The 26,849-nt window shown below is 48.0% G+C and carries 26 protein-coding genes; 19 read left to right on the forward strand and 7 right to left on the reverse strand.

The window, feature by feature from the left end:
* Window positions 1–39 precede the first annotated feature (39 nt).
* Complete coding sequence (locus A3GG_RS13565; protein WP_018357414.1) at window positions 40–405, forward strand: hypothetical protein; 366 nt, start codon at window positions 40–42, stop codon at window positions 403–405.
* 229 nt (window positions 406–634) lie between these two features.
* Entirely contained in the window at window positions 635–1,222 is a 588-nt protein-coding gene (locus A3GG_RS0100655; RefSeq protein WP_033408011.1) for a hypothetical protein, read from the forward strand.
* A 4-nt stretch (window positions 1,223–1,226) separates the two neighbouring features.
* On the opposite strand, the gene A3GG_RS0100660 is transcribed toward A3GG_RS0100655, so the two are convergent.
* From A3GG_RS0100660 to A3GG_RS0100680, 5 genes are all read right to left on the reverse strand, one after another.
* A complete protein-coding gene (locus A3GG_RS0100660; protein ID WP_033408015.1) occupies window positions 1,227–2,111 on the reverse strand; it encodes an NAD(+)/NADH kinase in 885 nt (294 codons plus the stop codon).
* Window positions 2,108–3,073, reverse strand: coding sequence for a ribonuclease Z (locus A3GG_RS0100665; protein WP_018357417.1), 966 nt, complete (start codon window positions 3,071–3,073; stop codon window positions 2,108–2,110). The genes A3GG_RS0100660 and A3GG_RS0100665 overlap by 4 nt, the downstream gene beginning before the upstream one ends.
* Window positions 3,074–3,075: 2 nt before the next feature.
* Window positions 3,076–3,474, reverse strand: coding sequence for a MerR family transcriptional regulator (locus tag A3GG_RS0100670; RefSeq protein WP_018357418.1), 399 nt, complete (start codon window positions 3,472–3,474; stop codon window positions 3,076–3,078).
* A 5-nt stretch (window positions 3,475–3,479) separates the two neighbouring features.
* Complete coding sequence (fic, locus tag A3GG_RS0100675) at window positions 3,480–4,013, reverse strand: protein adenylyltransferase Fic (RefSeq protein ID WP_018357419.1); 534 nt, start codon at window positions 4,011–4,013, stop codon at window positions 3,480–3,482.
* Window positions 4,014–4,081: 68 nt separating this feature from the next.
* Window positions 4,082–4,549: an SPOR domain-containing protein gene (locus A3GG_RS0100680; RefSeq protein ID WP_018357420.1), complete on the reverse strand. Its 468-nt coding sequence runs from the start codon at window positions 4,547–4,549 to the stop codon at window positions 4,082–4,084.
* A gap of 144 nt (window positions 4,550–4,693) precedes the next feature.
* Between A3GG_RS0100680 and dpp5 the strand changes: the two genes are divergently transcribed.
* Window positions 4,694–6,778: a dipeptidyl-peptidase Dpp5 gene (gene dpp5 / locus A3GG_RS0100685; protein ID WP_134848922.1), complete on the forward strand. Its 2,085-nt coding sequence runs from the start codon at window positions 4,694–4,696 to the stop codon at window positions 6,776–6,778.
* 155 nt (window positions 6,779–6,933) lie between these two features.
* On the opposite strand, the gene A3GG_RS0100690 is transcribed toward dpp5, so the two are convergent.
* Together A3GG_RS0100690 and A3GG_RS11495 are read right to left on the reverse strand one after the other, a co-directional pair.
* Window positions 6,934–7,956, reverse strand: coding sequence for a PspC domain-containing protein (locus A3GG_RS0100690; protein ID WP_018357422.1), 1,023 nt, complete (start codon window positions 7,954–7,956; stop codon window positions 6,934–6,936).
* 9 nt (window positions 7,957–7,965) lie between these two features.
* Window positions 7,966–8,418 carry a PadR family transcriptional regulator gene (locus tag A3GG_RS11495; protein WP_018357423.1) on the reverse strand — a complete coding sequence of 151 codons (453 nt, stop codon included), beginning with the start codon at window positions 8,416–8,418 and terminating at the stop codon, window positions 7,966–7,968.
* An 890-nt stretch (window positions 8,419–9,308) separates the two neighbouring features.
* On the opposite strand from A3GG_RS11495, the gene A3GG_RS0100700 reads away from it, so the two are divergent.
* The 16 genes from A3GG_RS0100700 (at window position 9,309) to A3GG_RS11505 (ending at window position 26,093) form a co-directional block, all read left to right on the forward strand.
* Complete coding sequence (locus A3GG_RS0100700) at window positions 9,309–10,505, forward strand: hypothetical protein (protein ID WP_018357424.1); 1,197 nt, start codon at window positions 9,309–9,311, stop codon at window positions 10,503–10,505.
* Window positions 10,506–10,565: 60 nt separating this feature from the next.
* A complete protein-coding gene (locus tag A3GG_RS0100705; RefSeq protein WP_018357425.1) occupies window positions 10,566–12,461 on the forward strand; it encodes a DNA topoisomerase IV subunit B in 1,896 nt (631 codons plus the stop codon).
* Window positions 12,458–12,925 (forward strand): pantetheine-phosphate adenylyltransferase, encoded by a 468-nt coding sequence (gene coaD / locus A3GG_RS0100710; protein WP_018357426.1) that lies wholly within the window; start codon window positions 12,458–12,460, stop codon window positions 12,923–12,925. Before A3GG_RS0100705 ends, coaD begins: the two co-directional genes overlap by 4 nt.
* Window positions 12,915–13,358: an rRNA maturation RNase YbeY gene (gene ybeY / locus A3GG_RS0100715; protein ID WP_018357427.1), complete on the forward strand. Its 444-nt coding sequence runs from the start codon at window positions 12,915–12,917 to the stop codon at window positions 13,356–13,358. Before coaD ends, ybeY begins: the two co-directional genes overlap by 11 nt.
* 15 nt (window positions 13,359–13,373) lie before the next feature.
* A complete protein-coding gene (locus tag A3GG_RS0100720; protein ID WP_018357428.1) occupies window positions 13,374–13,991 on the forward strand; it encodes a DUF4271 domain-containing protein in 618 nt (205 codons plus the stop codon).
* 25 nt (window positions 13,992–14,016) lie between these two features.
* Window positions 14,017–14,781: a uroporphyrinogen-III synthase gene (locus A3GG_RS0100725; protein ID WP_018357429.1), complete on the forward strand. Its 765-nt coding sequence runs from the start codon at window positions 14,017–14,019 to the stop codon at window positions 14,779–14,781.
* A 4-nt stretch (window positions 14,782–14,785) separates the two neighbouring features.
* Complete coding sequence (gene rnpA, locus A3GG_RS0100730) at window positions 14,786–15,181, forward strand: ribonuclease P protein component (RefSeq protein WP_018357430.1); 396 nt, start codon at window positions 14,786–14,788, stop codon at window positions 15,179–15,181.
* Window positions 15,159–15,398 carry a membrane protein insertion efficiency factor YidD gene (yidD, locus tag A3GG_RS0100735; protein WP_018357431.1) on the forward strand — a complete coding sequence of 80 codons (240 nt, stop codon included), beginning with the start codon at window positions 15,159–15,161 and terminating at the stop codon, window positions 15,396–15,398. Before rnpA ends, yidD begins: the two co-directional genes overlap by 23 nt.
* Window positions 15,398–16,033, forward strand: coding sequence for a TatD family hydrolase (locus A3GG_RS0100740; RefSeq protein ID WP_018357432.1), 636 nt, complete (start codon window positions 15,398–15,400; stop codon window positions 16,031–16,033). The genes yidD and A3GG_RS0100740 overlap by 1 nt, the downstream gene beginning before the upstream one ends.
* A 78-nt stretch (window positions 16,034–16,111) precedes the next feature.
* Window positions 16,112–16,501, forward strand: coding sequence for a YtxH domain-containing protein (locus tag A3GG_RS0100745; protein ID WP_018357433.1), 390 nt, complete (start codon window positions 16,112–16,114; stop codon window positions 16,499–16,501).
* Between the two features lie 152 nt (window positions 16,502–16,653).
* The gene (locus A3GG_RS0100750; RefSeq protein WP_026215506.1) at window positions 16,654–17,166 is read left to right on the forward strand and encodes a hypothetical protein; all 513 of its coding nucleotides are present in this window, start codon (window positions 16,654–16,656) and stop codon (window positions 17,164–17,166) included.
* Window positions 17,163–17,618, forward strand: coding sequence for a hypothetical protein (locus tag A3GG_RS0100755; protein ID WP_018357435.1), 456 nt, complete (start codon window positions 17,163–17,165; stop codon window positions 17,616–17,618). The genes A3GG_RS0100750 and A3GG_RS0100755 overlap by 4 nt, the downstream gene beginning before the upstream one ends.
* A 167-nt stretch (window positions 17,619–17,785) precedes the next feature.
* Window positions 17,786–18,796, forward strand: a complete 1,011-nt coding sequence (gene gap, locus A3GG_RS0100760; RefSeq protein WP_018357436.1) for a type I glyceraldehyde-3-phosphate dehydrogenase — start codon at window positions 17,786–17,788, stop codon at window positions 18,794–18,796.
* Window positions 18,797–18,966: 170 nt separating this feature from the next.
* Complete coding sequence (locus tag A3GG_RS0100765; RefSeq protein ID WP_018357437.1) at window positions 18,967–20,655, forward strand: HsdM family class I SAM-dependent methyltransferase; 1,689 nt, start codon at window positions 18,967–18,969, stop codon at window positions 20,653–20,655.
* Window positions 20,652–21,974: a restriction endonuclease subunit S gene (locus tag A3GG_RS12700; RefSeq protein ID WP_018357438.1), complete on the forward strand. Its 1,323-nt coding sequence runs from the start codon at window positions 20,652–20,654 to the stop codon at window positions 21,972–21,974. The genes A3GG_RS0100765 and A3GG_RS12700 overlap by 4 nt, the downstream gene beginning before the upstream one ends.
* 21 nt (window positions 21,975–21,995) lie before the next feature.
* The gene (locus tag A3GG_RS11505) at window positions 21,996–26,093 is read left to right on the forward strand and encodes a DEAD/DEAH box helicase family protein (RefSeq protein WP_018357439.1); all 4,098 of its coding nucleotides are present in this window, start codon (window positions 21,996–21,998) and stop codon (window positions 26,091–26,093) included.
* Window positions 26,094–26,849 lie beyond the last annotated feature (756 nt).

Raw genomic sequence — 26,849 nt, forward strand, 5'->3', positions numbered from 1 at the left:
AGACATTCTCACCCATTTGCTCGCCAATCGACTGAGACTATGCACGGAGACGAAATACAAGGCGCTGAGGATGAGGATGACGGAAGCGTACTCGGGTACGTGACCAAGCCCAAATGCCAACAGCTACAGCGTGGTTGGCTTTTGGGCTACAGTTTCCAATTAGTATCGTACGTCTCACTGCCCCATACAGAGCGCAACACTAGCGGAAGTGCCTACTATTTCATGCGACCCACCATAGTGACTAATTTTTCCAAGGGTGGAAAGATAAGTTTCCAGCCTTGGAAAGATAAGTTTCCAGCCTTGGAACGATTGCTTTCCACTATTGGAAAATGTTGGGAAAGTTGGGACTACACCCAAGCGCTACCGTTACGACAACATTGGCACCACATAGGGAGCACCCATTGATCAAGTAGAATCGCTTGGGCAGATGATGCTTAAAGAGGATAATAATTATCGGAGGAGTAGGATTACGCAAACGACACTCCGGAAGGTCTAACTATACTAATATACATTATATATTATACCTAAAGCTAGCAATAAACGGCTATGGTACTTAAAATAATACCCTTATACTACTACTCTATTCACTTTTTTTGTATCTTTGGTGCGTTAATCAAAAAACATCCAAAAGTGTATGAACAAGCAAAAAGGGTTACTGATAGGTGGCAGCGTCATAATAGTCATAGCTGGGGGCATAATGGCTTATAGTGCATTTACTAGAGGAAGGGGGAAAAACGAGACAGCTACAGCCTCTGCTCAGATATTTCGCCCAGAAAGCCAGCCTGCTACAGATATCTCTGTAGACGAGGCTACAGCGCTCATGGCCGAGGCTACTGGCGAGAATCCGCTTTACGATCTTTATCGTTTCTACAACGACAACAACATGGTCTTTCTGGATAAAGAGGCGCCCTGCAACAAAGGCACGGAAGCTCTGCAAGCCTTTGTAGAGCAATTTTCGAGAGATAGCCAGTTCCAAGCCAATCGTACAAAGATTTCGGAGGGTGGTATGCGCCCCGACTTCAGTTCGCTTTCGCTGGTGATTGCCGAGCCTGATAGCACCAACTTCTTCGGAGCTTGGAGCAACATTGCACCTAATGAGGCATCGTTCTGCCACGGGTGGCTAGGCTCTGAGATGCTAGAAGAGTACACGTTTACACGTAAGGACAGTGCTTCGCACTGGGTACTTACCGACTACTTCTCAGCCCTGGCAGAACTAGACTAAGGCTTCAGAGGCGTGGGTCTTGCCCCCACATCAACTTCTTCCTCAGTGTCTGGTAAAAGGAATAGCTACTAGGGTGTAATACCTTCACGTGTTTTTGCGCTCTTCGGATACGGATAATGGTACCCACAGATTCTGGCGTACTCTTTCCATCCATAGCAAGTAGGAAGCTCCCACTACGGCTCTCTATATGGAGCTCGATTTCTACATTATTAGGCAGCACTATCGGACGCATGTTCAGCGTATGTGGGGAGATATAACTGATGAGCAATACTGGGCTCTGAGGCTGAATGACTGGACCATTGACACTCAGAGCATAGGCGGTCGAACCCGTAGGTGTAGAGATGAGTAGACCATCGCCATCGGTATTGGAGATGAGTTCGCCATTGACATAGGTCGCCACAGAGATCATACTTGCGGTATCGCGCTTAGAGACTGCGACCTCATTGAGTGCCCAACCTCGAGACACCTCACTGCCATCCTCCTTCACCACAAAGCACTCTACCATCTGGCGCTCCTCTGTAGTCCCTTGCCCAGCTTCATACTCAGCCCAAAAAGCGGGGAAGTCCTCGGGTTGCAAACTAGCTAGGAAACCAAGATGACCTGAGTTGATACCTACGATACCTGCCTTGGTACCAGCAATCAGTTTGGAGGTACGCAAGAAAGTGCCATCACCCCCAATACTCAATAGCACATCTGTATCTATCACGCCCTTAGGCACTAGCATAGAGGTCCCTCCCAGATTATATCCCGATGACAGTAGGAAGCTATACAAACGCTGTTCAATCTCTACATGATGCTCGGAGCTGAGCGCTAATATGGCCTCGATAAGTGTGCGAAAACTCTCTTCCGAACTCCTCTGGTGCATTGAGCTGCAAACCGATATCCTCATAGTCCTTGTTCTCTCAATGTCTGAAAATCTAGCGTCAACCCATCTTCCGCAGCTATAGTGCGGGGGAATACGGCCTGCGCTTCCTGTAATAGCTCTTGTACCATTGCTCGGCTTAAATATCGAGCACTATAGTGCCCTATCAGCAAGTGCCCCACCTCTGCTTCAGTAGCAACACGAGCCGCATCTACAGATCTGCTGTGTAGGGTCTCATTGGCTCTACTGATCATCTCTGCGCCGAATGTCGTCTCGTGATATAGGAGGTCAACCCCCTTCACTGCCTCAGCAACACTACTCAGATAGGCAGTATCGCTACAGTAGGCATAACTGTAGGGTGCACGGGGTGCGATAGTAATCATTTCGTTCTTGATAATGGTGCCATCCTCCTTTTCATAGTCTTGCCCCTGCTTTATCAATCCGAAGTAGGCCATAGGTACACCGTAGAAGTCCGCCATCTCTCTATTGAGGTGGCGTTGCTTAGGCTTCTCATCGAAGCGGTACCCTACAGTCGCAACACGATGCTTCAGAGGGAATGCAGTGACAGAGATAGAGTGATCCTCGTAGACTACCGACCTCTGAGTGTGGTCTATCACATGAGCGAAGATTCTATCGGCATCTTCCCTACAGAAGGTCTTGAGGATAAAGGCGACGTACTCATCTATGCCCGCCGGCCCATATATATGCACGGGATGATCCAGTCCGCTCATGGACATACTGCTGAGTAGCCCTGGCAGTCCGAGACAGTGGTCACCATGCATGTGTGAGATGAATATACGATGGAGGTTTGCCCAAGAGGAACCAAACCTTAGGAGCTGCATCTGTGTTCCCTCTCCACAGTCTATCAAGAAGTGTTTGTCCCTCAGTCGTAGCATCTGTGCGCTATGCTGGTGCAATGGCTTGGGCATAGCCGAGCCACAACCTAGCACCTTGAGATACATTCCATCACCATAATTACACTCAGCCATCTTTAATTGCTTCCCAGTTGTTTCTGTACCATCTCCCTCAGTTGCTCCACCTTGTCTCGTATTTCAAAGAGTTTCCCCCGAATCTCTAGTTCAGCATGTACGCCCTCCGCATCTAGCTTTGCTTGGACGGCTGATAATGCCAATCCTTTCTCCTGCAGCAGATATTTTATCTGCCCGACCGTCTCTAGGTCATCCTTATCATATAATCTAGCACCCGAACCACTCGCTCTTTGAGGATTAAGAGAAGTATGTTTCTCCCAGTAGCGCAACTGAGTTTCCTCCACATCGAACATCTTTGCCACCTCCGCAATCGAGTAATACGCTTTCTCCATATTCTCTACCTGCTTCTGGTCGAAGCGCCAATGCTTTTGTGGTGTCCCCTTTCTCCTCTTACGTGCCATACCCTTTAGTAACTAAAAGATTGCTCTATCCCCCTCAGTGCAAGCTCTAGATTATCGACATCATCAGTAAGTGCAGACTCTAGCAATACCCTAAGTTCAGTGTCATTAGCTCCGCTACGCTCTATTGCAAGATCATAGCCAGTCTTGTCTATCTTACTCCAGTCCACAACCTGTCCTATCGACCGCCGGAGAATCTGGTTTAGCCAAATCCTCATCGCCCTTCCGTTGCCCTCCATAAAAGGGCTCGCATAGTTCATCTCCACGTACTTAGCCACCACATTCGCCATTGTATCCTCGGGCATTGCCTCTATGATTGGGAGTATGGCATCTAGGTATATAGCGTTAGCAAAGCGGCACCTCTCCTTCGAGATATTCATCTTCCTTATCTCCCCTGCGAAAGAGTAAAGCCCACCAAATAGAGCTCTATGGATAGCGCATAGCCCCTCCACAGTACCCACCGGGATATTAGCTATCTCGCCCGACTGGTATAGCTCTATTGCCTTTTGCAAACTTTCTTTTCGTATTTCCTTCCGACCCATAGCTTTCAAAACTAGTAGAGACGTAATCTCTTACGTCTCTACATAGAATGATCATGCTCTTTTACTTATCAATAAGTGCGCTCAAGGATCCAAGCGTCTTGGAACTGTGGTGCGAACATACTCTTGATAGACTCACGGCTACGAACAGCTTCATTCTTATCGTCGAAGCTAGTCACGATCACGCGATACATACCCTGCTCGTTCTGAGCGAGGATAGCGTTATAGCCTTGGTCAGACATACGATTTCTCAGAGAGCGGGCATTGGTCTCGTTTTGGAAACTACCGATAACTACGCTAAAGCGCTTTAGGTTATTGGCATTCTCACCTTGGGCTGCAGTCACCCTCTCTGGGCGAACATCAGCGTCGTCTACCGTTACAGGCGTGATGTCGTCCTTAGGAGTCTCATTTGCTGCATTAGCAATCTCACGCTGCTGAGCGCGTTCCATTACTGCCTTATAGGCGATCTGCTTAGGCTTACAAGAGGTAAACGCACCTGCTAATAGTAGAGCCATTGCTACGTAAACTACTTTCTTCATACCGTTCTATTACTATATGTATTATTAATTGTTCTACGACTCAATAAAAATGGGGTTCGTACCACATTTCCCACAAAGTTAGACTTTTATTTTGTAATTTAGCACCTTGAAACGAGATATTTGTATCTATTATCATTTTTTACGATGAAGAAAACTTTTATAACAGCCGTATCATCGGCACTGCTATTCAGTAGTATGACTACTTTTGGAATGGCTGGGGCACAAGCTGAAACCCCTGCCAACACCTTTACACCCGAGGTAATGATGAAGCTTTGGCGCATCAATACACCTACCCTTTCGCCTGATGGCAAAAACTACGTCTACACCCGTAGCCTTCCTAATCTCGCTGAGAACAACAGCCGAACGGAGATTGTCCTCGCGCCATTTGGGGAGGCAGGCAAGGGCAAAGCGCTCGAGGTGAAGGGTTATGCCCCTACATTCCTAGACAATAACACTATTGCATACATCTCCTCTGAAGGCGAGCACACCCAGATTGCGCTCATCGGCGTTGATGGTAGCAACAAGAGGGTGCTCTCAGACTTCGACTTCGATATCTCGGAGTTCCTATTCTCGCCCGACCGTTCCAAGATCATCATCACCCGCATGGTCACTACGCCACAGATAGCTCAGCAAGAAAACCCCGACTTAGATAAGATTAGCGGTCGCATCTATGACGACCTCATGTACAAACACTGGGATCACTGGACTCTCGAATACCCTCAGAGCTATTATGCTAATGTCGCTGAAGACCTCACCATCTCTAAGGAGGTGACCAACATCCTACCCGAGGGTGAAACCTTCGAGCTACCTATAGAGCCATTCGGTGGTATCGACCAGCTTGCTTGGCGCAACGACTCCAAGGCAATCGCCTACAGCTGCAAGAAGCTCAAGGGTATCGACTACGCACGCTCTACCAATACAGATATCTACTTGCTCGACCTCACTACTGGCACCACCACCAACCTATCCGAAGGGATGATGGGCTACGATGATACCCCTAAGTTCTCTCCCGATGGCAAATACCTAGCATGGACAAGCATGGAGCGTGATGGCTATGAGGCAGACCTCAAGCGCCTATTTATCCTAGACCTTGCTACGGGACAGAAGACTTTCCTAAGCGAGCGTTACGAACTCTGGTTCGACCAGTACGAGTGGCTAGATGATAGTAAGAACATCCGTTTCCTTACCAACGACCAAGGACTAGGTAACCTCTTTGAGATCAACCTAAAGAGTAAGACCGCTACCAAGATTACCAACTACGACATGGCCGATGTCGCTGGCTTCACTGGCTCGGGTAAGAACTTCCTCTTCGTCCTTCACTCTATGAAGACGCCTAATGATATCTACTCATTTGTGGCACCTAAGGGCAAGAAAGGACAGCCAACCATTACTAAGCTGACCACTGAAAACGATGCGCTCCTCAAGGATATCCCAAATATCGAGATTCAGAAGCGCTGGATTACGACTACAGATGGCAAGAAGATGCTCACTTGGGTCGTACTCCCTCCTAACTTCGATGCCAATAAGAAGTACCCCGCTATCCTATACTGCCAGGGTGGACCACAGAACACTGTAAGCCAATTCTGGAGCTACCGCTGGAATCTCCGCACCTTCGCATCAGGTGGTTACATCATTGTAGCACCTAACCGCCGTGGCGTACCTGGATTCGGTAAGGAGTGGAACGAGCAAATCTCCGGAGACTGGGGTGGACAGAATATGAAGGATCTCCTCGCCGCTATCGACGAGGTAGCAAAGGAGCCTTATGTAGATGAGAATCGTCTCGGATGTACTGGCGCTAGCTACGGTGGCTATACTACCTACTGGATGGCTGGGCACCACGAAGGTCGCTTCAAGGCGCTTGCAGCGCACGCGGGTATCTTCAACTTCGAATCACAGTACCTCGAGACCGAAGAGAAGTTCTTCGTCAATTGGGATATGGGAGGTGCCTACTGGGAAGACAATGCTACCACTCGCCACATCTACGCTAACTCTCCTCACAAGTTCGTAGATAAGTGGGACACCCCTATCCTCGTTATTCACGGAGATAAGGACTACCGTATCCTAGCGAGCCAAGGTTTCATGGCCTTCGATGCTGCTAAGCTCCGTGGCATCCCCGCACGCATCCTATTCTATCCAGACGAGAACCACTGGATTCTCCGCCCACAGAATGGCGTCCTATTCTATCGCACATGGTTCGATTGGATGGATCGCTACCTGAAGAACAATTGATATCAGGGCTCAGACCTATAGTCCTATCATAGCAAGAGGCTACGTAAGACCTATTCCCGGTCTTGCGTAGCCTCTTCTCACTAATCGAAAACTTACAATATCACTCTACTATAGCTCACCTCTCGCACAAGTGGCAAGATATTCAATAGTCTATGCTACATTATATTGGCCAAGATAAACCATCCTCCTGTAAGGAAGAGCCAAAGCACAATCAGCAACGCCTTAGCCACAGCATTCAGAGAGTTGCTCCTCAATATCAATCCTATAGGCACAATATATATCAGGGCAATAATCCCTACCCCAAATAAGATGACGAATAGCACCACAACCAATGCAATCACTAGTAGGAGAAAGAGACTCCAGCCATCCTGATTCAAAAAGTCTCCATCCATCCAATAGTCAGGATCCGCTACAAACCCACCAATAAGAGAGGAAATAGCCCAAGCGATCATCCCAATGATACCGAGTATTAATAGCACGGTCACAACCCACCAAATAGCGTTGCTTTTCTTTGGCTTTGTGCTCTCCTCTTCTACCTTCTCACCTTTATTGATTTCAGGCGTCTCCTTAGAAATAGTATGCCATAGGTTTTCACTATTCAAAGGCTTACCTTCCATCTTCAGCCTGTCCGATGCAGTCTCCGCTGCAGGTAGGAAAATCCAGCCGGCTACATATAGAATCACCACCAACCAAGTAAGTGGAGTAAAGAGAAGCAATACAGCTATGAGTCGAAGCAAAGCCACCTCGGTATTGAAATTAACTGCCAAACCAGCTATCACTCCGCCCAGCCACTTATTCTTCGGGTCGCGATAGAGCTTCTTCTCCAACTTCTCAGAAAAACTCTCCGTAACCTGAGACCAGTTGCTCCGTTCCGTACTTGTCTGGTCAGACTCAGGCTCCTCGCTGCTCACCTCAGGATCATCAAGATCCTCTATTCGCCCCATCTGCTTAATTACCTCGGTAGTAATCTCTAGCGTAATTACCTCATGGCCAAGGCGCATTTTCTCCGAGAAAAGCTCTCCCATACGCATCTCAAAATCGCCCGCTATCTCTCCCTCTGGGTCGTCCGCCTTATAGTATTCACGAATACCCTTGATGTACTGATCCAGTACATTGAACGCATCCTCCTCTATGTAGAAGTTGCGGTTAGCAAGATTCACGCTTATCGTCTTTTTCATAATCCTGTGTTACTCTTCTGATTCATCATTAACATCCACAATCATTCGCTCATCATCTTGGTTGGAGATAATGTATTCCCCCTCAGCCACCTCTAGACCAGTCCTAGAACTCCCCACTCCCCACTCAGGAGTATCGCTATCCAGCAGATCCACAGAGTCACGCATCGCTACCCATAGCTTTCGCAATTCGTCTAGATAGCTCCTACCCGTATCTGTAATCACATAATACTTACGAGGAGGTCCTTGCGTGCTCTCCACCCAAGTATACTTAATCAGCCCCTCCTTTCTCAGTCGGGTAAGCAGCGGATATATCGTACCCTCCACCACAATCAGATCATTTTGCTTGAGAATCTCTATCAGATCCACGCTGTACGCCTCACGATGACGTAGCACTAGGAGAATGGCATACTCCATAATCCCTTTACGCATCTGCGATTTGATTTTTTCCAATGATTCCTGCATACGCTATTGTTCCTTATTGTTATTACTCTAATGCCTAATTCGGAATAGTTCCCTACCCCTTTTCGATGGCAAGATACAAACAATTTAGTAGTTTGCAAAACAAACTACCATAAATTACAACTCTACTCGTCATTGCAACCTATTTTATCCAATACAGATATGCTATAATAGCAATCTCTTGAGATAAAGCCACAAATTATTTCCCATAACACTATATGATTTCTGAATGCGTTCCGCTTGATCGCAATAGCAAAAGCGGTTGACCTTCCTCTATACAGGGCATGACCATTTAATATATACTAACCACTCCATTTGATATATATTAATTCACCCAATTAGTATATATTAAATGGGGTGATTAGTATATATTAAATGGTCATGGGGTATAGTGAGAGCGGTCAACGAGTAGGGCTGAAAGATTTATCTCCACTACTAGCATCGTTTTTTCCTAGATTAAGTTGACCTTTTTTCGAGGCGAACCAACTATCTACTTCCCCTTATGCTCAAAGGGTTTACTGATGCGTTGACTACCACGTCCTAATTTACTTGACTATGCGCACTAAGTAGTTGACTATTCAATAAGCCCCCAACCCCCTAAAGGGGGCTTTAAGCGTTATATGGGCTACACAAGTCCGACGCCCGCGAGGTCGCAGGGGGTGTAGGGCCATACATTGTACACAAGGCATCGCTTCGCTTACCCTCTACCTATTGAATAGCCGCTCATAGCGGGGGTGCACCAGATATAATCTTGCTGCCTATTACCTGCACTGATAGCCTTTCTCCACAGCGAGATGAGCGACCGGCACACACGCACTCCACAAAATATGTGTATATTTGCGGGTGATGCCTTTGGTAAAGGAGGTATGAACTAAGACGAAGATATTAGACTCATGATTTGGGATATCAAAAAGAAGGTGAGGAGAGTAGCTCGTTACTTCGATAGTGACGACTCAGACCAAGGACTTAAGCTGGTACGTGTAACTACGAAAGACCAGCTGAAGGAGTTTATACAATTCAAACTAGATCTTTACAAAGATAATCCCTACTTCGTCCCTGACCTCACCAACGACGAAATAAGTGCGCTCTCCAAAGAAGGCAATCCCGCATTTGAGTTTTGCGAGGCGGAGCTATTCATGGTCTACAGAGGGCTAGAGGTAGTTGGGCGTATTGCAGCGATTATTAACCACAGAGCCAATAAGGCGTGGAACGAGAATAGAGCTCGCTTTGGCTGGGTAGAGTTTATCGATGATAACCAAGTGGTAGATATGCTCTTCGATGCCGCAGAGGAGTGGGCACGTATGCGGGGATGCACAGAAATACACGGACCTATGGGCTTTACCGACCTCGACAAGGAGGGGATGTTGATAGAGGGTTTTGACCAGATGGGGACAATGACAACCATTTACAACTATCCCTACTACCCACGCCAAGTAGAGCGCAGAGGCTATACCAAGGATACCGATTGGATGGAGTACAAGATATACATTCCCAAACTGGTACCCGAAAAGCATGCGCGCATGAGTCAAATTGTCCAGGATAGGTATGGCCTTAGGCTACTCAAGTTTGACGATAGAGATGTCCTCGTACAGCAGTACGGCAAGGCTATCTTCCAATTGTACAACGAAGCCTATGCCAAGCTCTATGGATTCTCTCCGCTCAATTCCGAGCAGATAGATATGGCAATCAAGCAATACCTACCGCTGATCAATCTCGACTTTATCAACCTAGTGGTAACAGAGCAGGGCGAGGTCGTTGGTTTCGGTATCACCCTGCCAAGTATTGCCAAAGCGCTACAAAAGACAGGTGGCAAGCTCTTCCCTACAGGCTTTGTACACCTCCTCAAAGCGCTCAAAGCCAAGCGCACCGAAGTGGTGGAGCTGTTACTCATTGGGGTGAAGCCTGAGTATCAGAATAAAGGGGTCAATGCTCTGATATTTGAGGACCTCATCAAGGTTATGAACAAGTACCAAGTGAAGTATGCTGAAAGCAACCCCGAGCTGGAGACCAACCTCAGCGTGATGCTCCAGTGGAACTACTTCAAGAAGGTACACCACAAGAGGCGTAGGGCTTACGTAAAGGAATTGTAAAACAATAATAGATAGAGGTGTGGGCACTATCCACACCTCGTGCTATAGGATAAGGAGTATATGGCGATAAATAGTGACGACGAACTAGTAAGGAACCCAGAGGAGGAGGCGACCCAAACCGTCTATAAAGATGAAAAGGTGGTCACCCTCGACCCTATGGAGCATATCAGGCTCAGACCGGGTATGTACATAGGCAAGCTGGGCGATGGCACCTCGAAGGACGACGGTATCTACGTCCTCCTCAAAGAGGTAGTCGACAACTCTATCGACGAGTACACGATGGGCTTCGGTCGCCAGATACAGATCACAATAGACGAAGAGGAGATGCGCCACGTGGTGGTGCGCGACTTCGGTAGGGGTATTCCACAAGGCTCGCTAGTAAAAGCAGTGGGCACGATGAATACTGGCGCCAAGTACGATAGCGAGGTATTCAAAAAGGTAGTAGGGCTCAATGGCGTAGGACTCAAGGCTGTAAATGCACTGAGCGTACGCATGGAGGTGACCTCCTACAGGGAGGGAAAGGGCAAGAGAGTCGTCTTTGAGCGAGGCAAGCTGGTGGAGGATGCCGAGCTATTCGATACCGAGGAGAAAGATGGCACGAAGGTAGACTTCCTGCCCGATGAGCTCCTCTTCCGCAACTACCGCTATCAGATGGAGTACATACAGGAAATGCTCCGCATGTATGCCTACCTACAGCCAGGACTGAAGCTGACCCTAAATGGCAAGAGCTATGTCTCCAAAAATGGCTTGATGGATCTCTTGGAGGAGAACATGACAAGTGAGCCCCTCTACCCTATCATACACTTTACCGGCAAGGATATAGAGGTGGCGATTACCCACTCTACTCAGTACGGTGAGGAGTATTACTCCTTTGTCAATGGTCAGAATACCATCCATGGCGGTACCCACCTCTCCGCCTACAAAGAGGCAATAGGAAGGGTGGTTCGAGACTTCTTTCAGAAGAACTTCGACTACAATGATATCCGCTCTGGTATCACTGCTGCCATCAGTATAAGGATACAAGAGCCGCTCTTCGAGAGCCAAACCAAGACCAAGCTAGGGTCGAAGGAGATAGAGGAAGGTGGTACCACCATCCAAAAGTTTGTTGGTGATTTCCTCAAGAGCAACCTAGACGACTATCTGCATATCCACGCAGAGACAGCCGAGGCACTACTGAAAAAGGTGCAGGAGAATGAACGGGAGCGGAAAGCGCTTGCGGGAGTATCCAAAGCGGCAAAGGAGCGGGCAAAGAAGGCATCGATACACAATAAGAAGCTGCGCGATTGTTCACAGCACTACAATGACCCCAAGGCCGAGCTTGCGGAGCAGACCCAGATATTTATTACCGAGGGTCTATCGGCGAGTGGAAGTATTACCCAAAGCCGCAACGCAGACTACCAAGCGGTCTTTTCGCTCCGAGGAAAACCCCTCAATTGCTATGGGCTAAAGAAGGAAGTGGTCTACGAAAATGAGGAGTTCAACCTCCTTCAAGCAGCGCTCAATATTGAGGACGGTATGGACAACCTCAGGTACCACAAGGTAATTGTGGCTACCGATGCCGATGTCGATGGCATGCACATTAGGCTTCTTATTATTACATTCTTCCTGAGGTTCTTCCCCGACCTCGTAAGACAAAACCATGTATTCATCCTCCAGACCCCTCTATTCAGAGTACGCGATAAGAAGGATGCCACTACCATCTACTGTTACGACGAAGCAGAGCGAGACAGCGCCATGAAGAAGCTCGGGAAGGGCTGTACGGTCACACGCTTCAAAGGTCTTGGAGAGATCCGACCCGAGGAGTTCAAGGAGTTTATCGGTGATAATATCCGCCTCGACCCTGTAACCATGAAGAAGGAGGACAACGTACAGGAACTCCTAAAGTTCTACATGGGTAGTAATACCCCCGACCGTCAGGAATTCATTGTACAGAACCTAGAGCCAGAGGAAGTATGAAAGAGCGACGAATAGGTGTATATGCGGGGAGCTTCGACCCCTTCACGATTGGGCACGCCAATATTGTTCGGCGGGCACTAGAGGTGGTGGACGAACTTCATATCGTGTTGGGGCATAATATACAGAAGCACTCCTTCCACACTGTAGATGATAGGTTGGAGGATATCAGAGGGCTTTATGCCGACAACCCTCGTATCGTGGTGGTGTCGCACCAAGGGATTATTGCCCAGTATGCCAGCCAACATGATGCCATACTCATACGAGGGCTACGCAACGTAGCAGACCTAGAGAGCGAACGAGCTATGGCTGAGGTCAATAAAGAGCGCTTCGGAGTGGAGACCTTTTGCCTCTTCTCGGAGAGCAAATACAGCTACGTAAGCAGCTCTCTCGTACGTGAGCTTGCTGCCTTTGGAGAAGATTATTCGGAATATATTCCTAAAAGAGAAGAGATATATGGCTATTAATTACTACTCAGATGGTGTGACGATTCCTCAGTTTAGGAGGAGAGCAGTAAACGCTTGGATAAAGGATGTAGCTGCTGTGTATGGCTACGAGGTAGGCGATATAACCTATCAATTCTGTAATAACGAGCGTATTCTGGAGATCAATAAGCAGTACCTTCTGCACGACTACTACACGGATATTATCACCTTCGACCAGACGAGAGATAACCTCCTCTTTGCCGACATCGTGATTAGCCTAGAGATGGTCGAGGATAATGCTAAGGAGCTAGGCGAACCTTTCGAGCGCGAGCTTCTGAGAGTGATTATCCATGGCGTGCTCCACATGTGCCAATTTGATGATCAGACGGAGGAGCAAGAAGCTGAGATGCGTGCCGCAGAGGAGAATGCCCTAGCCATGCTTCCTGCCGACCTATCTGAAGTGTGGCGTAAGTAACCTCGGCAACAGAGTATGAATAACTGGCCGCTCTTTGAGCAGCGCTATGCCCCCGAAACCCTTCCCCAAGCACCGGGCTACCAGGACACCTTGGTAGCCCTCCTCTTAGTAATGCTCCTCATTGGCGCTATATTCTGGGGGCTTCGGAAGCGATATATCCACAAACAAGTATCAGCCACAAGAGGTGTATTCAGTGTCTATGCCGTGCTTCAGTCCATCGTCGTTATAGGACTGATCTATGCCAATACGCTCGGCACTAGTGACGCCTATTGGCGAGCGGCAGGCGAGGGTCTACTCTTGGGCTTAAGCTACTTCACGTTCAATACACTCCTCTACGGCATCTCGTGGTATACCTTCGGTACCAAAGAATATATCACTCAATGGTTTGGGAAGTACTTTACTATCTGGAGCGTCCTCGGCTTTGCCCTAATCCTCCCATTAATTATCTCCATCAACCTTTCAGAGTTCGAGTCGCTCTTTTTTGTGCTATTTGCCATCATCTATTTACTCTTTAGAGTTACCCTACTCGTCATTAGTCTGACTACTTTTCCGAAGCTACGCAAATACCCTTTGCATATTATTTTGTATCTTTGCACCTGCGAAATAGCTCCACTGCTATTTCTCCTAGTGTAACTGATATTTAGTAGATATATTTAAGATGTCTAAAACAATTAAGCGGATATTGGTATCTCAACCCAAGCCAGCTAATTCGAAGTCTCCCTATTTTCAGTTGGCTGAAGAAACGGGAGTCGAGATTGACTTCAAACAACTCTTTAGCATAGTCCCTGTAAGTGCTCGCGAGTTTCGCGATCAGAAGGTAGACATTCTCGGACACACGGGAGTAGTCCTCAACTCGCGCACTATAGCAGACCACTTCTTCCAATTGGTAAAGGAGCTTAGAGTGGAACTTCCTGAAGACTACAAGTACTTCTGTAGCTCAGAGGTCATCGCCACCTACCTCCAGAAGCACATCACCGTGAGGAAGCGCAAGGTATTCTTCCCTGAGAAGAGTGGCAATATTCCTGATCTAGCTGCCCTTATCCACAAATATAATAAGGAGCGCTACTTCATTCCCACGATAGAGGGCGTTAGCGAACAACACCTATCCGACCTCGATGAGCAGAGCATCAACTTCACCTCCGCAGTGATGAGTAGGATTGTGTACACGCCTGTGACCAAAGAAGAGATAGATAGCTACGACTTGCTCATCTTCTTTAGCCCCAATGGCGTACAGTCTCTATTTGCGAGCATCCCCGACTACACCCAAGGCGACCAGCTAGTAGGCTGTCTGGGTGAAGGCACTCTCAGGTCACTTGAGGAGGCCAACATCAAGGTCGTTATGGCGGTACCAAATAAGGACTTTACCAGTATCAATGCTGCGCTCGACCACTTGGTGAAGTCGAGGCTCAAGAAACACGTCTAGAGCTATGCTTAGGCATACACTCGGTAAAGAGGAAAGAATCTACCTCCGGAGCGAATTGCAGCAGCTATTCGCTTCGAGAGGTAGCTTCGTTTGTTACCCCTTCCGAGTCATCTACCACCAGCTAACCCGCCAAGAAGAGCACCTCAAGATGATGGTCTCTGTACCCAAGAGGCGACTTAAAAGAGCGGTCGATCGTAATCGAATCAAGCGACTAACCCGTGAGGCTTTTCGTCTCCATAAAGAGGAGTTGCTAGACCATCTACCTGCCGAGCACACCCTACTCATCGGATACATCTATGTCGGCGAGGGCGTGAAAGGGCACAAGTCGGTAACACGAGGTGTAACCGAAGCCCTCACCAAGTTATCCAAACTGTACGATGAAGGTGCTCAAGTGGATTAAAGGGCTAATCGTGTGGCTCCTACTACAGCCGATATACCTCTACCAGAAGTATATCTCGCCCATGCTCCCCCCCTCTTGCCGTTTCACGCCTACCTGCAGTACCTACGCTGTGGAGTCACTCAAGAAGCACGGCCCTATCAAGGGGCTACTCCTAGCTATTTGGCGTATCCTTCGCTGCAACCCATGGGGCGGCAGTGGCTATGACCCTGTACCCTGATGAAGTACCTAGACTTTCATACCCATGCCTCGGGCTGTGAAAAATATACAGACGATAGTACGGTACTTGTCGTACAGTCCCTACACCTACTGGAACCCCTACACCCCCGTGCCGACTATGCTACCCTAGGCGTACACCCTATGCTACCAGGAGCGTCCGATGTACTACAGAGGTATCAAGCCGAGCCCCAAGCGCTACTCCAAGAGTGGCAAGACCGCATAGAGAGTAGCCCTACCCCCATCATCGCCCTTGGCGAATGTGGATGGGATCATCGTGCCCCACTATCGCTCAAGCAGCAAGACCTACTCGTGGACTTCCACATAGTGCTCTCCCAAGCACGCCATCTCCCTATCGTTTTTCATATCGTTGGGGGCTGGCATCACCTATTGCGTAAGCACAGAGCAGCCACCACCCCTTGGTGCGTTCACGGCTTTAGGGGCAAACCGCAGCTTGCTCAGCAGCTTGCAGACGCAGGCATCTTCCTTAGTCTCCACCCATTAGCCCCCACTCCACCCCTACACGATTACTTCCTCGAGACAGATGAATCCCCCTTCACTATCCAAGACCATTATCAGGCGAGAGGTGCCGACAGGCAAGAGAAGTTTAACCTTTTTTCCAAACTATTTCTCCACTAGTCTCACCTAATTAGTGTACATTTGTGGTGTGGGAGGGGTTATGACTAGTGTATAATACAGACAAAAGCAGAAAAGATTATGAGAAGTAATGATGGAGTAAAAGTACTTGTAGGCATAGCAATCGGTGCAGCAATTGGTGCAGCACTCGCCTATTTTTCAGATAGCCAGAAGCGCAATCAGTTTATCGACGACGTTTCAGACTACGGTGGGAAGATGAAGAGCAATGTCAAGGATGCCTACTACGATGGCAAGATTCGCGCTCGTAAGGCTAAGCGTGACCTCTCTAGGTACATGGCTGATGTCAAAGACGAAGCTGGTACGCTCTACGATGACATGCTCAGTTCGGCTAAAGGACTTGGCAAGAAAGCCAAGAATAGCGTAGAGGAGCTTGTAGACCTCACAGAGGAGGAGCTTGCAGACCTTAAGGATGCTGCACGCGAGGAGGCTGAGAAGCTAGCACGCAACTAACTAGCCAATGATTGTGACCGAGGTCTTATAGCACCCGATGTCACACACAACTAATGTTCAAGGTGGGTGGCTCGAGGAGCTCTGTAGCAATACGGAGTTGCAGAGTCGCCCACCTTTTTTATCCACTCAGAGACAAAACACAAGATATAGTTATGCCATTGACCAATATTAAAGAGGTTTTCGACGAGATCAAACAAGACCTCACGGATTACCTTCAAGTCAAAGGCGATATCCTAAAGCTCAAAGCAGCCGAAAAGGGTTCGCTCATAGTCGCCAAGACCATTTATACATCCATACTAGCTGTGCTCGGTATCTTTGCTGGCTCTATTGCACTCATCACAGCTATCTTTGCCATCGCCCTCCTTTTCATAGAGAGCGACACAGATCCGTTCATCACCGTAAGGGCACTCACCTTTGGTGCACTCTGCCTCCTCGGACTCTTCCTACTTATCATCCTTATCCTACTCGCCGTAAAGAGCAGTTTCCTCAGCAGCATAGAGCTAGGCATGATCAATAAGGTGATAGACCAGCAGGAGCAGCAAGAGCGTAGCCTCAATGCCAAAGAGCTTAGCGCAATAGCCGATAAGCAGCTTGCAGACCCATCGGAACTACGCCAGAGACCGGAGGATATTGCACCAACTAATAGAGAGGAGGAAAGCCTATGAATAAGAGAGAGACGACCCAACTAAGACTAGCGGCAAGAGAACAGAAGCTCCAAGCACGTGCCGATTGGCATCTGGAGCAAGTCAAAACCAACATGGACTACCTCCGCACCGATGGTATCAGACTCATAGGCAAGGATGTAGCAGATAATGTAGCTCCCCAAAGCCCAGTCATTGCCAAGGTAATCAATTACCTCACTGGCAACAAAAAGGATACCCCAGAACCAAAGAAAGGTCTTTTCGGCAGAACCATAGGAGCGCCTAGCAACTACGGCAACCGGCAGACGACTACCAATGCCAACCCATTCTCTCTCGAAGGGCTTAAGGCTACGATACTCCCTACCCTATACACCCTAGGCAGCATGAAGCTCATGTCGTACAGCCTAAAAGGCACTCGCTCATTAGCCCAAGCCGGTCTCAAAAGGCTATTTGGCTTCGGGAGAAAAAAGAAGTAAGGCGCATAGAGATGCACTTAATTCACTGAACCTCCTTTTTCCTTTAATAAACGAAATAAATTCATTATCTTTGCAGACGAAAGATGGAGGGTTAGCTTTCCCTCGGGAAGGTACTTTTAGACGGTAACAATAATAATACACTAATATTTTTTTACAACAATACTGACATGATCAAGATTGGTATTAATGGCTTCGGCCGCATCGGACGTTTCGTATTCCGTGCATCAGTAAAGAGAGACGACATCGTAGTAGTAGGTATCAACGACCTTCTTCCTGTAGACTACTTGGCATACATGCTACAGTATGATACCATGCACGGCAGGTTCGACGGCGAGGTATCTTACGACCTAGAGAAGAGCACTATCACCGTAAATGGCAATACTATCCGTTGCACCCAGGAGCGTGATCCTAAGGAGCTAAAGTGGAACGAGATTGGCGCAGAGTACGTAGTAGAGTCTACCGGTCTATTCCTCACCGCTGAGAAGTCACAGGCACACATCGAGGCTGGTGCTAAGTACGTAGTTATGTCTGCTCCTTCTAAGGATGCAACGCCTATGTTTGTAGTCGGTGTTAATGAGAACGAGTACCAGAAGGGCACACAGATTGTAAGTAACGCTAGCTGTACTACCAACTGCCTTGCACCACTAGCTAAGATCATCAATGATAACTTTGGTATCAAGGACGGTCTTATGACTACCGTACACGCTACCACTGCTACCCAGAAGACTGTAGACGGTCCATCACTAAAGGACTGGAGAGGTGGTCGTGCTGCTGCTGGTAACATTATCCCTTCTTCTACCGGTGCTGCAAAGGCTGTAGGTAAGGTAATCCCATCACTCAATGGCAAGCTCACTGGTATGTCATTCCGCGTACCTACCCTCGATGTTTCAGTAGTAGACCTTACTGTAAACCTAGAGAAGCCAGCTAGCTACGATGAGATCTGCGCTGTAATCAAGAAGGCATCTGAGACTAACCTCAAGGGTATCCTTGCTTACACTGAGGACGCAGTAGTTTCTAGCGACTTCCTTGGCGACACCCACTCTTCTATCTTCGATAAGGAGGCAGGTATTGCTCTTACAGATACTTTCGTAAAGCTCGTATCTTGGTACGACAATGAGATCGGTTACTCTAACCGTGTACTCGACCTCATCGCTACTATGCACAAGGTTAACGGCTAATCCACTAGCCCACACGTAATATATCCCTAGGAGGGTGTGCCGATGGCCAGTAACCATCAGCACATCCTCCTTTCTTATTAGCCCTCACAATAATAATACCTACCAAAGCACTCGCCTTTGCCCAATTTTAGGTAATTTTGGGCTGGAGGGCGTTTAGAATAGTTTGAGAGATGGATAGACCCAATATAATGACCTATGAGCCGCTCGTTTGGAGCTGTGCCGACCTATTGATTGGGGCAGGAATTAAGCAGAGCGACTTCCCTGCCTTTATGATGCCGTACCTAGCACTTATGATGCTGGAGAGCCGCATGCTTCGCTACAAAAACATGCTACTGAAGGAAGAGATTACCGACGAGCAAGATATCGAGTGGGAGTTTAAGCAAAGTAGCATAGGCTACAACCCTATCATCGTGAAGAGTGGCGTAACGGTGAGCGACCTAGTGAAGAGCGAAGCCACCTTCCTACGCGACTGGGAGCAGTACCTAGCGGGCTTCGATCCCGAGATACAAAAGCTACTCGGCTACAATCGAGGGAGTAGCGATGAGAAGTTCCTCGACATCTCTGGCATCAGCGCCCAGCTACTCAAGAAAGGCATCCTCTACCCTACCGTAGCTCTTTGGTCCAGAGTAGACCTCAGCGCCTACAACAACTCCGAGATCACCACCCTAGAGGAGCACATAAAGCGGAAGTGGGCAGATATCTCTGCCACCACGGCAGGAGAACAATACACCCCCGATGATATCATACAGCTGATTGGCGAGATCGTATGCAGCAAGATAGAAAATAAGCCCATGGGCTTTACCTCGCTCTACGACCCCACTTGTGGTGGCGGCAACCTCCTCTTTGGTGTGGCAGATGCTATCTCACGCAATGTTACACACAAGACCGTGGTCACAAAGGGCGTGGACTGGAACGATGCCCTCTATGCGCTCGCCTCTATCGAGAGCCGTTTTCGCGAGGAGTCGGAGATACAGCATGCCAATACACTCGTGAAGAACCCTTATCATGATAAAGTGTTCGACGTGGTAGTAGCCAACCCTCCCTATGGTGTCAATTGGAAGGGCTACCAAAAGGAGATCAATAGTCTGGCGAATGGATGGTACCCTTTCAAGCCCAGCGTGAGCGATGGTCAGCTCCTCTTTACCCAGCATATCACCAACCAGATGAACCCCAATGGCATTGCCGTAGTGGTACACAATGGTTCCACCCTCTTTAGTGGCGGTGCAGGCAGTGGTGAGAGCAATATCCGCAAGCATTTCCTCGACCAAGACTGGGTGGAGGCACTCATACAGCTACCAGGCGATGAATTCTTCAATACCGGTATCACCACCTACCTCTGGGTGCTCAATAAAGCGAAGGCACCCGAGCGCAAAGACAAGGTGATGCTTATCGATGCTTCGGCAGACTATACGCTCCTACGCAAGAGTAAGGGCAAGAAGAGGGTAGAGGTAGATGCGGCACAAAGGGCAAAGATTGTGGAGCTATTGGCGCACTATGAAGAGACGGAAAACGCCAAGATCTTCAGCAAGTACCACTTCTACTACAATTATCAGGCGGTCAACCTAGCACCACTCGACGACAACGGCAAACCCCTCAAGGGGGGAAAGAAGGTGAAGGACTACGAGATTATCCCCTACCTTCCCGATGAAGAGGAGAATAAACAGGGCATCACCCGCTTCCTAGAGGAGCACCTACACGGGCGCCCCTACACCCTCGGAGACAATAAAGTAGGTGTGGAAATCAACTTCAATAAAGTCTTCTACCAGCCCACCGAACTGCCCTCGGTAGCAAGCCTACTCTCCGAAATCAAGGCAATAGATACAGAGCTAACACAACTCTACAACGAACTCGGGCTATGATGGAGCGCTACAAAGCATACAAAGAAAGTGAACTCCCTTGGCTCCGAACTATACCCGAGCACTGGGAGGTGAAACGCATTAAGGATATCTTCACAGAGATTAAGGAGGTTGTGGGAGAAAGAAGTGATGACTATACACTCCTATCTCTATCTACTCAAGGCGTAATTGAACGTGATATAGTGTCAGGAAAAGGGAAATTTCCAAAAGAGTTTGACAGCTATAAGATAGTGAACCCCACTAATCTTGTATTTTGCCTTTTTGATGTTGATGAAACACCAAGAACGGTTGGGTATGTACAGCAGACAGGAATGTTGACTGGAGCCTACGATGTCTTTTCTGTTAGTAATGCAAACACTCTCTATGTTTATTATTACTTTATTGCCTTAGATAATGAGAAGTCTTTGAAACCATTATATCGAGGACTAAGGAAAGTTATTCCCATGATTTCCTTTATGTCTATGCCTATCTATTTACCTCCACTAGAGGAGCAGCAGGCGATAGCTGAGTATTTGGATAGGGAGACAGTGCGGATTGATCGTATTGTAGAGCTACTGACCAAGCAAAGAGAATGCTATGCTCAGCTGAAGCGCTCCCTTATCTCCGAAGTCGTCACTCATGGTCTCCCCCACCACAATTACACTATGAAGGAAGCCAATCTCCCTTGGCTCGATACTATACCCGAGCACTGGGAGGTACGTCGTATAAAAGATATTCTATCTTCCGTATTTTCTGGAGACTGGGGAGATGAACCAATAGAAAATAACTCTTATGTTTGTGTAAGAATTGCAGATTTTGATAATAGGACTGGAAAAGTAGTCTTCAAGGATACTCCTACATATAGATCATATCCTATTAATAGTATTGATTCAAAGCAAATTCACAACGGAGATATACTTCTTGAAAAGTCTGGTGGAGGAGAATTAGTTCCAGTTGCGCGTGTGGTACTTTGGGATAGAGCAAAAGAGTATAGCCCTTGTCTATGTGCTAATTTTATTCAGGTCTTACGAACAAAAAGAAATGAAGTAATACCGATGTATCTCATGCACTTGCTTACAATATTACATACTATGGATATTGTAAGATTGCATATTAAGCAAACCACAGGAATACAAAACCTAAGCCTTAATACTTATTTAAGCCAATCCCTTCCACTACCTCCACTAGAGGAGCAGCAGGAGATAGTGGCGTATTTGGATGAGCGGTGTAAGCGGTTGGATAGACTAGTAGAGGCGATTGACCGCAAGATAGAGCTACTAGGATCACTAAAGAAGAGTTTGATAGAGGAAGTGGTAACGGGGCAACGCAGGATAACCAACTAAGCAGAGAGAAAGGAGCGGAATATGAGCGAATTAGCACTACAGAAGGATATTGTACTGGAGTATATTTGTGATGGGGTCAATGGCTTGGGCTACAAGCAGGAGGTGCATGGCATGGTATCGCCACGCCTATTCCTCACTTCAGACCTTCAGTGTTTCCTCAAAGAGAGTTCACCAGCCTCTTGGAAGAAGGTACGTAAGCACTTCTCCAGCGATGAGGAGATGACCGAGGCTATCGAGGCTCAGCTGTATGAGGATATTCTAAGTAGTCAGAATGTAGCTACGTTCTTCAAACAGAAGCTCAATAGCTTTACCTTTCAGGGCGAGCCCTTTTTCCTCTTCTTCGCTTCGGGAAGTAGTATTGGCGGTCAGGTGCGCGACTTCGATAAGAATATCTTTTCCGTAGTTCCCGAGCTAGCTTATCGTTTCGAGCACGAGGGGAAGCAGGTCTTTAGCTTCCGTCCCGACCTCGCTTTCTTTGTCAATGGCGTGTACTTCGGCTACTGCGAACTGAAGAGTACCATCGATGGTCAGACCGCAGAGAAAGAGGGGCGACGCAAGATAGCCAACGACTATGTGGAGATGGTGGAGCAGTATGCCCGACTAGCGTATACCAATGATGTAACGGAGACTTTACGGCGTAGGATGCTCCATGTATTTGAGAAAGCCATCCATGTCACCACTTGCGACCTCAGTTCGCTCTATGTGGTGCGTACCCTCTCTACTCTTACCAAAGGGCTCAAAACCCAGTTTGTCAATAATGAGATATACCGTACAGATGCTGTAGACCAAGTGGCAGCAGAGATCAAGGAGTACCCTAAAGGGGCAGAGGGGACACTCGACCCTGTGGCAGTATTTAAGGAGACCTTTGCGCGCTTCTATGCCCGAGAAGAAGTGGAGAAGGAGATAAGGTATTACAACTTCCTAGAGTACACCTATAATAATAAGGAGAAGAGCGGTACACTTTTGCGTTCGGGCAATACGGGTACCCTAATTAGTCCTCGCCCCAAGCAGAAGTTTGGCGTGGATAAGGTGCTCACCAGGCTTCGGGAATTCCTTAAGCACGAGGGAGAGCCCAACTACTATATAGAGCAACTGCGTAAGCAGCTGGAAGCGCAGAAGCTGAGCCCAGAACGGATAGAGCAGATCCTAGAGGAGCGGAATAAGATACTCAATAATAAGTATGTGTATTCGCTACTCCTACAGTATGCCGCTGGGTTCGGCAAGAGCAACATCATCGGCTGGCTCGCCTCTATGATGAGCGATATGAGGGAAGAGGGGACACTGGTATTCGATAAGATACTCATAGTGGTAGACCGCATACAGCTACGCAATCAGCTCAATGAGATGATGCACAATATGAACCTCAGTAGGGTGAACTTTACCGACGTCACCAATAGGCGCGAGCTTATCAACGCTATGAACGATGATAATGTGCGGGTGGCAGTGGTAAATATCCAGAAGTTCAATGACTTTGAGCAAGTAATAGCGGAGCGTGGCTTGGGGACTAAGCAGATGAGGGTGGCTTTTATCATCGATGAGATCCACCGCACCAATAGTGGCAAACTACATGATGAGATGCGCTCGAGCTTTGAATCGCTCCAAGATGCTCTAGAGCGCCCCTATATAGAGGGCGAGGCAGGAAAGAGCAGGAAGAAGAATGTGATCATTGGTCTCACGGCTACGCCAAGCGATACAGTGCTGGCTAGGTTTGGGGAATTCCTGAAGACAGAAGATACCCGACCAATATGGGTACCCTTCGACTCCTATACCATGAAAGAGGCGATAGAGGAGGGGTATGTGCTCAACCCCGCTGCACATATCTACAAGTGGGTGGTGGCTATGGAGTACACCGTGCCCGCAGGGATGAGCAATGAGGAGGAGCAGTACGCTCTACGCAAGAAACAGATCTACAATAACGACGCTAGGATCAGAAATATAGCGCAAAAGATTGTGGAGCGCCTCTACACCACGGTATACCCTAGTATCAGGGGTTATGGCAAAGCGATGCTCGCCACAAGCTCTATAGAGTCGGCGATCAAGTACGTGACGGAGATACGCAAGGAGATCGCCAGAAGAGGGACAATGCCGAGGTTCAATGACGCCAAGGTGTATATCGTCTATAGCGACCGCCAAGATATGCCATCTGCCTCTACCTACAATGAGGGGAAGAGTGAAGCCGAGGTGATCGAAGCTTTCCAGAAGGGTAAGAATGGGCTCATCATTGTGGTGGACAAGCTACAGACAGGGTTTGATGAGAAGCTACTACATACCTTATTCTTGGATAAGGAGATATCGGGCATCAATGCGATTCAGACCATTTGCCGTGTGAACCGCACGACGAAGAATAAGCATAAGGTAGACTGCCATGTGATAGATATCTCGCACAAGAATGTGAATATCCACCACCTGAAAGAAGCCCTGGCAAAGTATAGCGACCTTACCTTTACCATCTTGGAGCCTCTGCAAGCGCTGGATAAGCTCCATAAGATAAGGGAGGAACTGATGGGCGAGGAGCTCTACTGCCTTTACTTCAGGCGGTTTGTGGAACTGCACAAACTGGAGCCAACGGAGCGGACTACGGCACTCAATGAGGTGCTACTCAAGATAGAGGAGTGGATAAGGCGGGAGATGATGGAAGCCCAGAAGCGCATGGCGGCAGGCAAGGAAACAACAGAGGGGGCCGATGATAAGGGCTTCGTAGACCGTGCCAAGCAACTGAAGAAGAGCGTACAGGAGTACCTGATTACGATCTTCAACTTCAATGGTATCATTGAGATAGACCAAGAGCTGAGGGAGCCTTACTTTATGGGATTCTGGGAGCACTACAAGCGGATATACAATACCATCACCCGCAACCCTAGTAGTAAGAGCGAGATTGGGGTTCAGCTCGATGATGCGGGCTTTTTGCCTGCCACTTCGCTGGAGATAACTGCCACAGTATATCCAGAGGATAAGGGGGAGACCGCTTTGCCTAAGGCACCAGATGCCAATAAAAAGCCCGCCAACGGTGGGGCGGCAAAGGTAGACTCTGTGGAGGAGTTCGTGAAAAGACTCAATCTAGAAGAGGAGATGGATCGAGAGCTTATCGATGCTGGTCACCAACTGGAGCAGGACTTCTTGAAGTATGTGGAGACGGATAGTAAGTTTCAGAATATGATCCACACGGAGGGTGGTTTCTTTCCTGACGAAAAGAAGAGAGCAGAATTTGGCCGCCTGATAAGGCGATTTAGGCGTACGAATAGTGATAACTACCCAGAAGAACTACACGGCTATCTGGAGCATTATCAGGATAGACTGTATGACTGCGCTATGGGGTGGAAGCCTGTGGGCTATGAGGAGGAAGAGGAGAAGACTCTAGAGGTTCCTGAGATAAGGGACTATAGTATTAACCAAAATGAGCATAAGAGTATGGCAGCTGAGAACAACCAGTCACCCTACAAGAAGGTGAAACAAAACGTGGAGCAGTTACAGGAGGAAATGAGTGCCCACTTTAAGTTCGTAGAATGGGATGGGCAACCTTTTGAGCACCACGATGCAGAAGAGCTACAAGCAACGAAGCAATTGGTGGAGAGCCCGAACTATTTTGAGGTGATTCCTACGGGCAAGGAGAGCACAAAGGATAATAGTCTGTATCTGACCATTACACAAGCATGGTTCGATAAGATTATATCTGGGGAGAAAACGGTGGAGTACCGCGAGATTAAGCCAACAACGATAAGTAAGTACCTAGATCTAAGGGAATCGAGCGATGGGTATATTATCACGAACCAAAACCTCCCCGAGGAATCGGGAATCTACCCAGAGGCTTACAATGAGGGCATATTTAGCTATGTCCCCCGCTATTATGAGTATCTGTCTCTGGGTGTGGGCTACAGGAAGGATAGAGATACAGCCACGGTGAGAATAAAGGGGTTCGGCTTTATTCCTGAAAGATACCACAAGGGCGGAGTATGGCGCACCGACATGGAAGACGATAGCTTCACCGATGAGCAATGGCAAGAGGCATTCAAGAAAGGAGCAAATGCCGTGCAAGACATGCTCTATAAAGCTGATGGTCCGGAAACCAATTGGACATTTGCCATCCACCTCGGCGAGGTTGTGGAGGTTCATAAGAAGTAATCCCACAACCTATATGCACTAGCCCTCGGCGGGCGAAGGAGTGGGAAGAAATAGGGCTTATCGTAGCTCCCTCTCCACGGTGCTAATGTCCCTCTATTTAGAACTGTTTATAGGGCGAAACATTAGTGCAGTTTTCGTTAGCCACGCTTGAACTGAGGAATGGAGCCAAAGCCCCCTTTAGGGGGTTTGGGGGCTGAAGGAGGGCGTGGATAAGATGAGCCCCCTCCCTCCACCTTGCCTATGGGCTCCCCCTTTAGGAGACTGGGGGGCTCCCCTATCCACGACCTCGGGCTGCGCCCTCAACCGTGGCTAACGAAAACCGCACTAATGTACTCTATTATTGTCGTACTGGTTATAGGGAGAACCATTAGCGCTATAACCCGTTTGCGATACCCTATATCAGCGAAATTTATTCCTAGGAATAATTATTTTTATTTGTACAGATAAATAAATTTATTCCTAGGAATAAATTTCACTGATATAGGGTCCTAGATTCCGCAAAGTATGCGTTAGCCCCTGATTATTAGTAGGTGGCGCTATTGATAATTAAAGCCCTGTATTCAAGGAGAATACAGGGCTTATGTCCAGATTTTTTTGTATCTTTATGTTCGTATAGATATTACAAAAAATTATAGAGGACTTGTTATGGCAAAGGTACAATTTATTAGCACAAATCGCAAGACTGCAATCGGGGGAGCTCAATTTTTCATCTCATATTGGGAGAAAATAGGCATGTCGGGACTGATTAACAAGCAG

The organism is Porphyromonas levii DSM 23370, assembly GCF_000379925.1.
Classification (GTDB): Bacteria; Bacteroidota; Bacteroidia; order Bacteroidales; family Porphyromonadaceae; genus Porphyromonas_A; species Porphyromonas_A levii.